Genomic DNA, 12984 nt, shown 5'->3' on the forward strand with positions numbered 1-12984 from the left:
CCTACCGCAGCGCCTCCATCACGTCCTCGGGGATCACCGGGGCGAGCCCGCCGCCGCCCAGGATGTTCACGATCGGCGACGCCGCGGCGCGCACCACCGAGCCGGACGGGCGCGACGGCCCGAGGCCGCAGTAGGTGGACACGTCGCGGTACAGGTCGGACCGGGAGACGCCCTCGGGCGCGATGCGGGTGGCCGGCCGCCGCTCGGCGAACACGCGCTCCTGCGCCACCCACCCGCCGGCGCGGGGATCCGCGAGCGCCTCCTCCACGGCGCGGGCCCACGCCTCCGGCGGCGTCTCGGCGCCGAGGTGCACGCTCTTGCCCCCGTAGTCCCAGCTCCGCTTCAGCACGAACCGCTCGCGCCCGGCGACGAGCCGCGCCGCCACCTCGGGGGTGAGCCGGCGGGTCCAGGGCAGGCGCGCCGCGGCGGCCCGCTCCTCGGCGTCGAGCCCGGCGCGGTCGGCCAGCGCCACGTCCTCGGCGCACTCCGACAGGCGCGCGAACAGCGCCTTCGCCTCGAGCAGCCCGTTCACCGGGTTGAGGAGCACGTACCTGCCGGGCGCGCGCAGCGCCCGCGCGAAGGGATCGGCCGGGTCCACCTTGTGCGCCCAGACGTGCCGGTACAGCACGTCCCACGCGTCGGGATCGCACTCCGCCGGCACCAGGTTCTCGGCGCGGTGGCCCATCTGCCGGAAGTGCGCCGCCAGCCGGCGCAGCTCGCCGATCTGGGCGTCGCCCGGCCGGGCCACCAGCGCGATCGACGGGCGGGCCCGCCCGCCCCCGCGCGCACGGTACGCGGCCACCAGCGCCTCGCGGAGCCGCTCCATGTGGCTGCCGCAGGCCGCCACCAGCGCCTCGGCCTCGCGCGGCGTCCGGCCGCGGGCGCGCGCGGCGGCCCGGATCCAGGCGAACGCGGCCAGGTCGGCGTAGGCGGACATGGCCGGGATGGTGGCGTTCAGCTCGAGGGCCCGCGGCGCGCCGCCGCCCTCCGGCACCAGGAAGTCCACCCGCGCCATCATCACCGCGAGCGGCGCCTCCTCGAACAGGCGCGCCATCGCCTCGGCCTCGAGCCCGGAGAACGGCTCCTCCAGCGCGGCCCGATCGCGGGCGTCGCCCGACGCCACCAGCGCGCGCGCCAGCTTCACGCTGCCCGAGAGGATGCGCTCCGCCTCCCGCGCCAGGCCGTCGAGCGCGGCCCGCGAGCGCACCTCGGGCTCCGCCAGCAGCGGGATCGGCACCACCGTGCCGTCCGGCTTCCGCACGGTGAGGCCCTCGGCCCAGGCGCGCTCGGCGGCCTCGCGGCCGAAGGCGGCGAGCGCCGCTCCCTCGAAGACGTCGGTCATGCGCCGGTCCTACCGCGGGCGTTGCGGCGCGTCCATCGCCTCTGATACGCACCCTCGGGTGAAGATCTACACGAAGACCGGGGACGCCGGAGAGACCGGCCTGTTCGGCGGGCCGCGGGTGCGCAAGAGCGACGCGCGGGTCGAGGCCTACGGCGAGGTGGACGAGCTGAACGCCTGCCTGGGCACGGTGCGCGCGCTGGTGGAGGACCCGGAGATCGACGCGCAGCTCGCGCGGATCCAGGACGAGCTGTTCTGCGTCGGCGCGGAGCTCGCCACCCCGCACGGCGAGAAGGCGCGCTCGGCCATCCCGGCGGTGGAGCCGCGCTGGGCGGAGCGGCTCGAGGCGGCCATCGACGCGTGGGAGGCGGAGCTGCCGCCGCTGCGCCAGTTCGTGCTCCCCGGCGGGACCCGGACCGCCGCGCAGCTCCACCTGGCGCGCTGCGTGTGCCGCCGCGCCGAGCGCCGCGTGGTCGCGCTCGCCGCCGAGGCGGAGGTCTCGCCGGTCGCGCTCGCCTACCTGAACCGGCTCTCCGACCTCCTGTTCGTGGCGGCGCGCGTCGCCAACCACCGCGCGCGCAAGCCGGAGACCGCCTGGGACCCGCACCGCGAGAGGTGACGCCGTGGCCGACCGCATCGCGCTGGTGACCGGGGCCGGAGTCCGGGTGGGCGAGGCGATCGCCCGCGCGCTGGCGAAGGACGGCTGGACCGTCGCCGCGCACTACCGCACGCACCGCCCGCGCGGCTTCGCCTCCGCGCTGCAGGCCGACCTCGCCGCCGCCGACGGGCCGGCCCGGCTCGCGGCCGCGTTCCGCGCGCGGCACCGCCGCCTCGACCTGCTGGTGAACAGCGCCTCGGTGTTCGACGCGCTCCCGCTGGCCGGCACCGACGCCGCGGCGTTCGACTCGCAGATGGACCTGAACGCGCGGGCGCCGCTCCTGCTCGTCCGGGCGCTCGCGCCGCTGCTGGCGCGGGCGCGCGGCTCCGTGGTGAACGTCATCGACGTGGGCGGGGGGCTGGTGCCGTGGAAGGGCTACGCCGCCTACGCGGCCTCGAAGGCGGCGCTGGCGCGGCTGACCGAGTGCCTGGCGCTCGAGCTGGCGCCCCGGGTGCGCGTGAACGGCGTGGCCCCCGGCACCGTGCTCTGGCCGGAGCGCTACCCCGCGGCGCAGCGGCGCGCGCTCACCGCGCGCATCCCGCTCGGGCGGCCGGGAACGCCGGAAGACGTGGCGGCCGCCGTGCGTTATCTCGCCGACGCGCCGTTCGTCACCGGCGCCGTGCTGCCGGTGGACGGAGGGCGCCACCTGTCCGGACGCGCCGGCTGAACCATCCAAAAAGCCGTGTGGGTGCGCGGTCGAACCCGCGTTGAAGCGCCCCACCCTCCCTGTTAGACTCCTTGCGCCACGTCAACGAGGGTGCGCCCCTCGATGGAGAACTCGAAGAAATGGAAGCCACCACCATCGCCGCCCCGGCCGTACCCTCCCCCGATCTGGGCATCCCGAACTTCGTCAGCCTGACCTCGAAGGCGATCGAGATGGTGAAGGACGCCATCGCGCGCGAGGGCCTCGCGGGCTACGGCATCCGCGTCGGCGTGATGGGCGGCGGCTGCGCCGGGTTCCAGTACTCGATGGACTTCGAGAAGGACCCGCGCGACGGCGACCTCTCGCTCGAGCAGGACGGCATCAAGCTCTACGTCGATCCGATGAGCTCGATGTACCTCCAGGGCGTGACCATCGACTACGTCGTGGGCCTGCAGGGCGCCGGGTTCAAGTTCAACAACCCGAACGCCCGCACCACCTGCGGCTGCGGCTCGTCCTTCTCGTACTAGGCATTCGCCTCGCCGGCCCGCGTGGCCGGGCGGTGCGCGCGGGCCGGAGGGGAGACCCTTCGGCCCTTCGCGTCTGGAGGAAGCGATGCTCGTGGTTCGCCACGCGGTGGTCGGCCCGTTCGCGGCGAACTGCTGGCTCGCCGCCTGCGGGCGCACCGGCGAGGCCGTGCTGGTCGACCCCGGCGCCGAGGTGCACCGCGCGCTCGCGCTCGCCGGGCCGTCCGGCTGGCGCATCACCCGGATCTTCTGCACCCACGGCCACATCGACCACGTGGGCGGCGGCGCCGAGGCCCGCGCCGCCACCGGCGCGCCGCTGCAGATCCACGCGGCCGACGACGCCTGGCTGGAGGCGCTGCCCCGCCAGGCCGAGATGTTCGGCTTCGATCCCGTGGAGGCGCCCGAGGTGGATCACCACCACGTGGACGGCGAGGCGCTCCGCGTGGGCGACTGCGAGGCGCGGGTGATCCACACGCCGGGGCACAGCGCCGGCTCGTGCAGCCTGTGGTTCCCCGGCGAGCAGATCCTGTTCACCGGCGACACGCTCTTCGCCGGCTCGGTCGGCCGCACCGACCTCCCCGGCGGCGACTTCGACGCGCTGGAGCGCTCGATCAAGGAGCGGCTGTTCCCGCTCGGCGACGCGGTGCGCTTCCACCCCGGCCACGGGCCGGCCGGGACGCTCGGCGAGGAGCGCCGCGCCAACCCGTTCGTCGGCGAGTCGCCGCGGCGCGGCCGGTTCATCTAGCGCCCAGGGGCGCTACGACATGCTCACCACGCCCATGATGTTCTGGCCGGCGTCCACGTGGAGGATCTCGCCGGTGACGTTGCGGGCGAGGTCGGAGCACAGGTAGAGCGCGGCGCGGGCGCAGTCGTCCTGCTCGATGTTCCGGCGCAGCGGCGTCTTGTCGGCGTTCTCGCCGAGCATGGAGCGCATGCCCTTGATGCCGGCGGCGGCCAGCGTCTTGAGCGGGCCGGCGCTGATGGCGTTCACCCGGATGCCCTCCTGCCCGAGGTCCTCGGCCAGGTAGCGCGTCGAGCACTCCAGCGCGGCCTTCGCGACGCCCATCACGTTGTAGTTCCGGACCACCTTCTCGGCGCCGTAGTACGTGAGGCACACGATGGAGGCGCCCGGCTTCATCATCGGCTTGAACGCCCGGGCGAGGCCGATGAGCGAGTAGGCCGAGACGTCCAGCGCGATGCGCCAGGTCTCGCGGGTGGTGACGTCGGCGAAGCGGCCGTCGAGCGCCTCGCGCGGCGCGTAGCCGATGGAGTGCACCAGCACGTCCAGCTGCGGCCAGATCTTGCCGATCTCGGCCGCGGTGCGCGCGATGTCCTCGTCCTTCGCGACGTCGCAGTCGAGGATGGCCTTCGCGCCGGCCTGCTCGGCGAGCGGGCGCACCCGCTTGCCCATCGCCTCGCCCGGATAGGTGAACGCCAGCTCGGCGCCCTCGGCGCGGAACGCCTCCGCGATGGCCCACGCGATGGACCGCTCGTTCGCGACGCCGGTGATCAGCGCGCGCTTGCCCTTCATGATCCCGCCGAGCGGGAGGTGGGCAACCGCGGTCTCGTTCTGCTCGCTCATCCTTGAGCTCCTCTGGCGCGGACCGCGTCGAGCGCCTGGGTCAGCTCGCTCACCGCGTGTCCGTCCTGCTTGCGGGTCGCCACGGCGACCCCGTCCTGGTAGGCCTGCGCCGCCTCGCCGTCACGCCCCAGCGTCTCGAGCACCTGCCCGAGCATCAGGTAGGTCGGCACGTAGTCCGGAACGCGGCGGCCGAGCTCGCGGAACTCCTGCGCCGCCTCCTCGCCGTGGCCCGCGGATCGCAGGGCCATGGCGAGGGAGTAGCGTGCGAAGGGGTCGTCCGGGCTCTTCTCGACGAACTTGCGAAACGTCTCGAGCCGCTGGTCCGGGGTCATGAGCCGGCCGTTTTAACCCGGATCACCCCGTCGGTTCCAGCGCTCCGCGCTACACTCGACGCATGGCGTCGATCCGCATCGCCGGCTGCACCGGGGCGCTCGTGGCGGGCGGGAAGGCCACGCGGATGGGCGGCCTCCCCAAAGGGCTGCTCCAGGTGGACGGCGAGCCCATCGCCGCCCGCGCGCTGCGCCTGTTCCGCGCCCTGTTCGACGACGCGCTCGTGGTCGCGAACGATCCCGCGCCGTACGCCGCGCTCGGCGCGCGCGTGATCCCCGACGCCCTCCCGGGCAAGGGCGCGCCGTCCGGCGTGCACGCCGCGCTCGCCGCCGCGTCCACCCCGTGGATCTTCACCGCCGCGTGCGACATGCCCTTCCTCGCCGAGGCGCCCATCGCGTTCCTGGCCGGGCTGCGGGCCGGCGCGCCGGCGGTGGTGGTGCGCTGGGGCGGGCGGCTGCAGCCGCTGCACGCGCTCTGGTCGCGCGCCTGCCTGCCGGTGCTCGAGGCGGAGCTGCGCGCCGGGGATCCCTCGCTGCAGGGCCTCGCGCGGCGCGTGGGCGCTCGGGTGGTGGAGGAGGCGGAGTGGCGCGCGGTGGATCCGCTCGGCCGGGCGTTCGAGAACGCGAACACGCCCGAGGACGCCGCGCGGCTCGGCCTGTCGCGCTGACCGTGCGCGGCGCCCTACCCGGCCAGCCAGCGCACCAGCAGCGTGGCGGCGAACGCGGCGACGAGGCAGCCCACCACGGTGGCGAGCAGGTAGGCGGCGGCGGCCGCCAGCCGGCCCTGCTCCACGAGCGCGAGCGTCTCGTAGTTGAAGGACGAGTAGGTGGTGAAGCCGCCCATGACCCCGGCCGCCAGGAACAGCCGCAGGTCGGGCGGGACCGCCTCGCTCTGCAGCGAGGCGGTCATGATCCCGGCGAGCAGGAACGAGCCGGACACGTTCACGAGCAGGGTGCCGCGTGGGAAGTCCGGGCCGAACGCCCGCAGCGCCCACGCGGACGTCAGGTAGCGCGCGCCGCTCCCGAGCGCGCCGCCGAGGCAGACGAGGAGGAGGCGGGCCACGCGTCCGTTTACCGCGGCGGTGCGGTCACGGCAACCGCGCGCCTCACCCCTTGCCCGCCGCGCGCCAGCCCTCGACCGTGAGCGCGTCGAGCTCGCGGGCGTAGGTGGTGGCGTCGAACGTGCGCCCCTCCAGCGCGGCGCTGGCGGCGTTCGCGACGAGCAGGCCGACGGCGTGCACCGCCTCGTGCCGGGGCAGCCCGCCCGCCACGAGCCGCTCCAGCGCGCGGCGCACCTCCGGCGGCTCGCCGCTCGCGAGCTGCGCCTCGACGACCAGGTGCAGGGCCGCGTGCAGGCGCGGCTTCGGCATGCGCGCGTGCGAGGCCAGGCCGGCGTGGTGCGCCTCGACGGCGCGGAGGCGCTCGGCCTCGTCCGCGGCGAGCCAGGCGCTCGGGTCGGGGGCGTGATCGGCGTCGTAGTCCACGGTTCCTCCGCGGGCGGGATCCTGCTCGGGAGCGCCCGCCGGGGCAAGGCCCGCACGGCGCGCGGGCGCGCTCCGCGATACCATGCCGCCATGCCCGGACGCACGCTCGCCGCCGCCGCCCTCGCCGCCGCCCTCGCGCTCGGCTGCCGCACGCCCGAGCAGAAGCTCCTCGACACCCGCCGCGAGCTCCGCACCACGCTCGACGACCTGTACGCCGACTACCGCGAGGCGGCGGCGCCGGAGGGCGGCGAGGACGGCGGGGTGATCGGCCGGCTGTTCGGCGAGGTGGACCGGAGCTGGTTCGAGCAGCAGTGCCTGGCGCTCGGGCGCGGCGAGCGCCCGGTGGGGATGTCGGGGCGGCTGGAGACGTTCCTGCGCGAGCGGGGCAACGCGCGCGCCTGCCGGAAGGCGGCCGACCTGCAGCTGGAGATCGACGGGCTCGAGCGCGAGACCGGCGGGCGCGAGGCGAGGTAGCGCGGGGACGGCGCGGCTCACCCGCCGGGCAGGTGGCGCCAGACGCTCGGGTACAGCTCGCAGGGCGCGCTGCCGTCCGGGTAGCCGATGCGCCCGGCCAGCTCCTGCGCCACGCGCTCGAAGTCCATCCACCGCGGATCGCGGTGGTCGCGGTCGCCGATCACCGCGTGCCCGATCTCGTGCACGAGCACCGTCGCCTCGACGCAGCGGAACGTGCCGATCGACGGATCGCGCGTGGTGAGGCGGATGTCGCCGTCGAAGCAGCCGAGCGCGGTCCCCATGCCGCCGCAGCTGACGAACTGCTCGTCCTGGAACGTGACGGTCCGGTGCGCGAGGGCCTTCCAGTCGCCGCCCCAGTACGCGAGCGCGGCGGACATGGTGGACTCGAGGCGGCGCGCGAAGTCGGGGTGGTGCGCGAACGGCGCGGTGGTGTCGACCACGACCGCGGTCTGGTGCACGACGAGGTCCGGCCCCCGCCCACAGGACGTGGACACCGTCAGCAGGAGCAGGGCTGGAATCGCGACGCGCACCGCACGCACCCCGTGAACCGTGGAGTGAAGCGTAGGCGTCGGTGCGTGCAGCGGGTAGCCACTGCTACCGTGACACACGACCTCCGGACGCGATCCGGGTGCGGCACCACGGAACACCGCGGCGAGGTGACACGGATCGGCGGTATCACCGGGGCGCTGCGCCACGATCCCGCGGTGCGTCACGGCCTCCGCCGCGACGATCGGCCGGCGCTTCCCGGCTCAGACCCGGGCGCGCACCGCGATGGCCCGGGCCGGCAGCGTGAACGCGCCGGAGGGCCGCCCCAGCCGCTCCCAGCAGCCGTCGCGGAGCAGCGCCTGCTGGCCCGGCGGCTGGGCGGCCAGGTAGGCGCCCATGGGACCGATGCCGGCGCCCAGCGAGCGCCACAGGTCGTCGTCGAAGTCCTCGTACCGCGCCTCGACCTCCAGCGTCCCGGCGCGGATCTCGCGGAAGCCGGCGCGGGCGAACAGCGCCTGCAGCTCCGGCAGCCGCCGGAACGGGATCCGCGCGTCGTCCGGCGCGGCGGGATCGAGCGCGATGGCCGCGTCCCAGAACGCGGTCGCGAGCGCGAGCCCGCTCGCCTCGAACGTGCACGCCGCCACCACGCCGCCCCGGCGCACCACGCGGCCGAGCTCCGCCGCCATCCGGTCCGGCTCCTTCACGAACGAGAGCACGAGCTGCGAGAGCGCCGCCGCGAACGCGCCGTCCTCGAACGGCAGGGCCTCGCCGGAGGCGCGCCGCACGTCGGCGCCGGGCACGCGCGCACGGCACGCCTCCACGAACGGCTCCGAGGGATCGACCGCCGCCACCTGCGCGCTCCCGAGCCGCTCCGCGAGCGCCGCGGCGAGGTTGCCCGGGCCACAGCCCACGTCGAGCGCGGGCCCCTCCACCACGCCGGCGAAGTCGATGAAGCGCGGCGCGAGCGGCCGCGAGTAGCGGCCCATGAAGCGGTCGTAGGCCGCGGCGGGGACGGCGAAGGTCATGCGCCGAGGGAGCGCACGGGGCGGTGCGCCGTCAACCGGCCTCCCCGGGCGAGTCGCCTCACTCCTCGTCTTCGGCCGCGACGCGCGTCCAGGGCACCGCCGCGAGCCGCGGGTACGCGATGGGCTCGCCGGTGCGCTCGCTCACGCCGTACGTGCCCGCGTCCAGCTTCGCGAGCGCGCGCTCGATGTCGGCGAGCAGCGCGCGCTCGCGCTCCGCCACGCCCAGGTGGTGGGCGGCCTCCGTCGAGCGCTGAGCGACCTCCTCCGGCTCGGTGCGCTCGCCCTCTGCCGGCACGTCCTCGACCGGCGTCGCGAGCAGGCGCTGCACGCGCCTGCGCTCCACCTCGAGCTTCCCGCGGAGCGTCTCGAGCTGCGCCGGGGTGAGCCCCGCTGCGCTGCGCACCATGACCGTCCTCCTCTCCGGCTCCCCTCGCGCGGGGGAACGTGATCAGCATAGTCCCCCGCGCCGCGTCCGCCGCGTCCCCCGCAGGCCTGCGCCATCGCGCACCTCCGCCCGCAGGCGCGGTCAGCGGATCCGCACCCCTGGCGGCCGCTCCGGCAGCGGGATGGGGTCCCGCTCACCGGGGATGGACGCGAACCGCCCGGCCCGCCAGTCGGCCGCTGCCTGCTCGATCCGGTCCCTGGAGCTGGAGACGAAGTTCCACCAGACGTGGCGCTCGCCGTCGATGGGCTCGCCGCCGAGCAGCAGCACGCGCGACGCCGACGGCGCGCGCAGCACCACCGGCGCCCCGCGGCGCAGCACCAGGAGCTGCCCGGCCGGGAAGCGAGCCCCGTCCGCCTCGATCTCGCCGCTCGCCACCAGGACCGCCCGCTCCTCCTGGTCCGGCGGCACCTCGAGGCGCGCGCCCGCGGCGAGGGCGGCGTCCACGTAGAGCGTCTCGGAGAGGACCCTCACCGGCGAGCGCGCGCCGGCGAACGCGCCGGCGATCACCCGCAGGCGCACCCCGCCCTCCTCCAGCGTCGGGAGCGCCTCGGCGGCGACGTGCGCGAACGACGGCTCGTCCTCCTCGTGGGCGCGCGGCAGCGCCACCCAGCTCTGGATCCCGGACAGCCGGCCGCCGGCGGCCCTCGCCGCGGGCGGCGTCCGCTCGGAGTGCGCGATCCCGCGCCCGGCGGTCATCCAGTTCACCGCGCCGGGCGCGATCACCTGCACCGAGCCGAGGCTGTCGCGGTGCAGCAGCTCGCCCTCGAAGAGATACGTGACGGTGGCGAGCCCGACGTGCGGATGCGGGGCGACGTCGAGCCCGTCCCCACCGCGGAACAGGACCGGCCCCATCTCGTCGAGGAACACGAACGGCCCCACCATCCGCCGCTGCATCGCGGGCAGCACGCGCCCGACCCTCACCCCGCCGAGCTCGCGCGTGCGCGGGACCAGCACCGTCTCGATCGCCGGCCCGGCCCGGTCGGCCCTCGCCGCATCCTCAGCCATGGCAGTCACCTCGGCGCCCCGGGCGCGTGCACCGGGCCGCCGCTCCGATGGTGCGGGGGTCTCCCGGATCCCCGGCTTGCGCGCCGCGCCCTCCGGAGGTTTAAGGGGCGACCATGTCCGACACCACCCCGAAGGCGCCGCGCCGGCGCCGCTGGCTCCGCGCCGCCGCCCTCCTCGGTGGGCTCCTGTGCACGTACACCGCGCTCGGCTTCCTGGCGGCCCCGTCGCTCGTCCGCCGGGTCGCGGTGAAGCAGGCGTCGGCCGCGCTGCGCCGGCCGGTCGAGATCGACCGCGTGCGGATCAACCCGCTCGCGCTCTCGGTCACGGTGGAGGGACTCCGGGTGAAGCACGGGGACGGCGCGCCGTTCGCGGCCTGGGACTCGCTCTACGTCCGGCTCGCGCCGCTCCGCCTGCTCGCCGGGGACGTCGGGTTCGCCGAGATCCGCCTGGTGCGCCCCGCCTTCCACGTCGGCCTCGACGCGCGCGGCGCGCTCACCTTCGAGGACCTGCTCGCCGGCGAGCCGGACGCGCCGAAGGCGGGCGCTCCCGCCGCCCCGGCGAAGGAGGGCGGGCTGGGGCTCTCCATCGGGCGGCTCGCGGTGGAGGAGGCGCGGGTGGTGTTCCGCGACGCCACCCGCAAGCCGGCGTTCGAGACCACCCTCGGCCCGCTCACCGTCCGCCTGGAGTCCTTCCGGACCCGCGGCGGCGGCGACAGCCCGTACTCGTTCACCGGCACGACCGAGTCGGGCGAGACGTTCCGGTGGACCGGCACGGTGCGCAGCGCGCCGCTCCGCTCCTCGGGCACGCTCGCCTTCGAGCGGATCCAGCTCCCCAAGTACGCGCCCTACATCCACGACCAGGCGCCGGTGGACCTGGCCGAGGGCGTGCTCGACTTCGAGACCGCCTACGAGCTGGCGTGGGGCGCCGACGCCCGCGTGCTGCGCACGTCCGGCGGCAAGCTGAGCGTGGAGCGCCTCGCGCTGGCGCCGCGCGGCGAGGCCGACGCGCCGGTGCGGCTGCCGCGGGTGGAGGTCGCCGGGATCCAGGTGGACGCGCTCGCGAAGCAGGCCTCCGTCGCGACGGTGGCGGTGCGCGGCGGCGCGGTGCGGGCGCGCCTGGAGCAGGACGGCAAGCTCGAGCTGGCGCGGATGGCGCCGCCGCCCTCCCCCGCCTCGCCGGAGCCCTGGCGCTGGTCGGTGGGCGCGCTGGAGGTCTCGGGCCTGGCGGTGGACGTCGAGGACCGCTCGACCGCGCGGCCCGTCCGGCTCCCGCTCACCGACGTGGCGGTGAGGCTGGAGGGGATCCGCCCCGGCCCGGAGACGGCCTGCCCGCTCACCGCGTCGCTCGCCTGGAACGGGCGCGGCCGGCTCGCGGTGAAGGGCGAGGTGCGCCCGTTCGGCGATCGCGGCACGCTCGCGCTCGAGGCGGAGGCGCTCGATCTCGTGCCGCTCGCGCCGTACCTCGACGCCTCGCTGGTGGCGCAGCTCACCGGCGGCCGCGCCGGCGCGAAGGCCACCCTCGGCTACGACCTCGGCGGCCAGGCGCCGCGCTGGACGTTCGCCGGCGACGTCCGGCTCGACGCGCTCGCGGTGGCGGAGGCCGGCAACGAGGACCTGCTGCGCTGGCGGGCGCTGGAGGTGAGCGGCATCGACGCCGCCTCGACCCCGCCGCGCGCCACGGTGCGCCGGGTGCGCCTCGTCGAGCCGCGGGTGAAGGCGTACGTCTGGGAGGACGGCGCCACCAGCGTGGCGCGCGCGCTCCGCCCGGCGCCGGCGTCGGCTCCGGCGGCGGCCGCGCCGGCCGGCCCGGCCTGGCGCACCTCGATCGGCAGCGTGGAGGTCGTGGGCGGGCGGGTCGCCATGGTGGACCGCTCGGTGACGCCCGCGGCGGTGGTGAACCTGACCGGCGCCCAGGCGACGGTGACGCGGCTGTCGTCGGACCCGAAGGTGCGCTCCAGCGTGGACGTGCGGCTGCAGGTGGAGGGGGCCTCGCCGGTGCGCGTCACGGGCACGCTCAACCCGCTGCAGAAGGAGGCGTACACCGAGCTCGTGGTCGCCTCCGAGGGCGTGGACCTGTCGCCGCTCGGCCCCTACGCCGGCAAGTTCCTGGGCTACGGGCTGCAGAAGGGGAAGCTCGATCTCGATCTCAAGTACACGGTGGTGAACCGCGCGCTCACCTCCACCAACGTGGTCCGCGTCAACCAGCTCACCCTGGGCGACAAGACCGAGAGCCCGGACGCGACCAAGGTCCCGGTGCGGCTGGCGCTGGCGCTGCTGCAGGACCGCGAGGGCGTCATCCTGCTCGACGTCCCGGTGGAGGGGAACCTCGACGACCCCGAGTTCCGCCTGGGAAAGGTGATCTGGCGCACCATCCTCAACGTGCTCGTGAAGGTGGCCACCTCGCCGTTCACCGCGCTCGCGTCGCTGGTGGGCGGCGAACAGGCCGACCTGTCGCTGGTCGAGTTCACCCCGGGCACGGCCGAGCCGCTGCCGGCCGCGAAGGAGCGGATCGCGCTGCTGGCGAGGTCGCTCGGGCAGCGGCCCACGCTCGGCCTCGAGCTGGAGGGCTCCGCCGATGCGGTTCAGGACGGCCCCGCGCTGCGGCGCGTCGCGCTCGAGCGCGCGCTCCGCCGGGCCAAGGCCGAGACGCTCCGCCCGGCCCCGGCGAGCCTCGACGAGGTGACGCTCGGCGCGGAGGAGCGGGTCCGGCTGGTGAAGGCGGCGTACCACGCGGCGTTCCCCGCCCCGCCGCCGGCCACGAAGGGCGAGGCCGCGCCGGCGCCCACGCCGCAGGAGATGGAGGAGCGGCTCGCGGCGGCGGCCCAGGTGCCGGAGGACGCGTACCGGGCGCTCGCGGCCGAGCGGGCGCAGCGCGCGCGGGAGGCGCTGCTCGCGGCCGGCCTGGACCAGGCGCGGCTCTTCCTCGCGCAGGGCGGCGAGCGGGCGCGCAAGGAGGGCGGCGCGCGCGTCTACTTCAGCGTGCGCTGACCC

Annotated in this window: 16 protein-coding genes; 7 read left to right on the forward strand and 9 right to left on the reverse strand. The window is 76.1% G+C overall.

The genetic code is table 11. The annotated features are described in order from the left end of the window. Position 1 precedes the first annotated feature (1 nt). Positions 2–1342 carry a hypothetical protein gene (locus tag ANAEK_RS17915; protein WP_012527541.1) on the reverse strand — a complete coding sequence of 447 codons (1341 nt, stop codon included), beginning with the start codon at positions 1340–1342 and terminating at the stop codon, positions 2–4. 58 nt (positions 1343–1400) lie between these two features. Here ANAEK_RS17915 and ANAEK_RS17920 point away from each other — a divergent pair, with 58 nt between their 5' ends. The 4 genes from ANAEK_RS17920 to ANAEK_RS17935 all read left to right on the forward strand — a co-directional run bounded on the left by ANAEK_RS17920 (position 1401) and on the right by ANAEK_RS17935 (position 3909). Continuing rightward, entirely contained in the window at positions 1401–1958 is a 558-nt protein-coding gene (locus ANAEK_RS17920) for a cob(I)yrinic acid a,c-diamide adenosyltransferase (protein ID WP_012527542.1), read from the forward strand. Between the two features lie 4 nt (positions 1959–1962). Next, entirely contained in the window at positions 1963–2664 is a 702-nt protein-coding gene (locus ANAEK_RS17925; protein WP_012527543.1) for an SDR family oxidoreductase, read from the forward strand. Positions 2665–2783: 119 nt separating this feature from the next. Next, positions 2784–3167: an iron-sulfur cluster insertion protein ErpA gene (gene erpA, locus ANAEK_RS17930; RefSeq protein ID WP_012527544.1), complete on the forward strand. Its 384-nt coding sequence runs from the start codon at positions 2784–2786 to the stop codon at positions 3165–3167. An 85-nt stretch (positions 3168–3252) separates the two neighbouring features. After that, positions 3253–3909 carry an MBL fold metallo-hydrolase gene (locus ANAEK_RS17935; protein WP_012527545.1) on the forward strand — a complete coding sequence of 219 codons (657 nt, stop codon included), beginning with the start codon at positions 3253–3255 and terminating at the stop codon, positions 3907–3909. A gap of 12 nt (positions 3910–3921) precedes the next feature. On the opposite strand, the gene ANAEK_RS17940 is transcribed toward ANAEK_RS17935, so the two are convergent. Together ANAEK_RS17940 and ANAEK_RS17945 are read right to left on the reverse strand one after the other, a co-directional pair. Next, complete coding sequence (locus ANAEK_RS17940; protein WP_012527546.1) at positions 3922–4746, reverse strand: enoyl-ACP reductase; 825 nt, start codon at positions 4744–4746, stop codon at positions 3922–3924. Beyond that, complete coding sequence (locus ANAEK_RS17945; protein ID WP_012527547.1) at positions 4743–5078, reverse strand: hypothetical protein; 336 nt, start codon at positions 5076–5078, stop codon at positions 4743–4745. Before ANAEK_RS17945 ends, ANAEK_RS17940 begins: the two co-directional genes overlap by 4 nt. A gap of 62 nt (positions 5079–5140) precedes the next feature. Between ANAEK_RS17945 and ANAEK_RS17950 the strand changes: the two genes are divergently transcribed. Further along, a complete protein-coding gene (locus ANAEK_RS17950) occupies positions 5141–5743 on the forward strand; it encodes a molybdenum cofactor guanylyltransferase (RefSeq protein ID WP_012527548.1) in 603 nt (200 codons plus the stop codon). Positions 5744–5757: 14 nt separating this feature from the next. Here the strand turns inward: ANAEK_RS17950 and crcB are convergent, their stop codons facing one another. Beyond that, positions 5758–6138, reverse strand: a complete 381-nt coding sequence (crcB, locus tag ANAEK_RS17955) for a fluoride efflux transporter CrcB (protein ID WP_012527549.1) — start codon at positions 6136–6138, stop codon at positions 5758–5760. A gap of 43 nt (positions 6139–6181) precedes the next feature. Continuing rightward, entirely contained in the window at positions 6182–6559 is a 378-nt protein-coding gene (locus tag ANAEK_RS17960; protein WP_012527550.1) for a DUF1841 family protein, read from the reverse strand. Between the two features lie 90 nt (positions 6560–6649). On the opposite strand from ANAEK_RS17960, the gene ANAEK_RS17965 reads away from it, so the two are divergent. Beyond that, positions 6650–7033 carry a hypothetical protein gene (locus ANAEK_RS17965; protein WP_012527551.1) on the forward strand — a complete coding sequence of 128 codons (384 nt, stop codon included), beginning with the start codon at positions 6650–6652 and terminating at the stop codon, positions 7031–7033. A gap of 17 nt (positions 7034–7050) precedes the next feature. On the opposite strand, the gene ANAEK_RS17970 is transcribed toward ANAEK_RS17965, so the two are convergent. The 4 genes from ANAEK_RS17970 to ANAEK_RS17985 form a co-directional block, all read right to left on the reverse strand. Further along, positions 7051–7563: a hypothetical protein gene (locus ANAEK_RS17970; RefSeq protein ID WP_012527552.1), complete on the reverse strand. Its 513-nt coding sequence runs from the start codon at positions 7561–7563 to the stop codon at positions 7051–7053. A gap of 219 nt (positions 7564–7782) precedes the next feature. After that, entirely contained in the window at positions 7783–8544 is a 762-nt protein-coding gene (locus ANAEK_RS17975) for a class I SAM-dependent methyltransferase (RefSeq protein WP_012527553.1), read from the reverse strand. A gap of 58 nt (positions 8545–8602) precedes the next feature. Next, entirely contained in the window at positions 8603–8950 is a 348-nt protein-coding gene (locus ANAEK_RS17980; RefSeq protein ID WP_012527554.1) for a TraR/DksA family transcriptional regulator, read from the reverse strand. A 120-nt stretch (positions 8951–9070) separates the two neighbouring features. After that, on the reverse strand, positions 9071–9994 hold the full coding sequence (locus ANAEK_RS17985; RefSeq protein ID WP_012527555.1) for a pirin family protein: 924 nt from the start codon (positions 9992–9994) through the stop codon (positions 9071–9073). 113 nt (positions 9995–10107) lie between these two features. Here ANAEK_RS17985 and ANAEK_RS17990 point away from each other — a divergent pair, with 113 nt between their 5' ends. Further along, positions 10108–12981, forward strand: coding sequence for a DUF748 domain-containing protein (locus ANAEK_RS17990; protein WP_012527556.1), 2874 nt, complete (start codon positions 10108–10110; stop codon positions 12979–12981). Positions 12982–12984: the final 3 nt, after the last annotated feature.

Source organism: Anaeromyxobacter sp. K (assembly GCF_000020805.1).
GTDB classification, from domain to species: Bacteria; Myxococcota; Myxococcia; order Myxococcales; family Anaeromyxobacteraceae; genus Anaeromyxobacter; species Anaeromyxobacter dehalogenans.

Bases quoted from the DNA above. Each gene is read 5' to 3' on its own strand.
- ANAEK_RS17915 (WP_012527541.1), bottom strand. From the start codon at position 1,342: ATGACCGACGTCTTCGAGGGAGCGGCGCTCGCCGCCTTCGGCCGCGAG.
- erpA (WP_012527544.1), top strand. From the start codon at position 2,784: ATGGAAGCCACCACCATCGCCGCCCCGGCCGTACCCTCCCCCGATCTG.
- ANAEK_RS17935 (WP_012527545.1), top strand. From the start codon at position 3,253: ATGCTCGTGGTTCGCCACGCGGTGGTCGGCCCGTTCGCGGCGAACTGC.
- ANAEK_RS17940 (WP_012527546.1), bottom strand. From the start codon at position 4,746: ATGAGCGAGCAGAACGAGACCGCGGTTGCCCACCTCCCGCTCGGCGGG.
- ANAEK_RS17945 (WP_012527547.1), bottom strand. From the start codon at position 5,078: ATGACCCCGGACCAGCGGCTCGAGACGTTTCGCAAGTTCGTCGAGAAG.
- ANAEK_RS17950 (WP_012527548.1), top strand. From the start codon at position 5,141: ATGGCGTCGATCCGCATCGCCGGCTGCACCGGGGCGCTCGTGGCGGGC.
- ANAEK_RS17965 (WP_012527551.1), top strand. From the start codon at position 6,650: ATGCCCGGACGCACGCTCGCCGCCGCCGCCCTCGCCGCCGCCCTCGCG.
- ANAEK_RS17975 (WP_012527553.1), bottom strand. From the start codon at position 8,544: ATGACCTTCGCCGTCCCCGCCGCGGCCTACGACCGCTTCATGGGCCGC.
- ANAEK_RS17980 (WP_012527554.1), bottom strand. From the start codon at position 8,950: ATGGTGCGCAGCGCAGCGGGGCTCACCCCGGCGCAGCTCGAGACGCTC.
- ANAEK_RS17985 (WP_012527555.1), bottom strand. From the start codon at position 9,994: ATGGCTGAGGATGCGGCGAGGGCCGACCGGGCCGGGCCGGCGATCGAG.
- ANAEK_RS17990 (WP_012527556.1), top strand. From the start codon at position 10,108: ATGTCCGACACCACCCCGAAGGCGCCGCGCCGGCGCCGCTGGCTCCGC.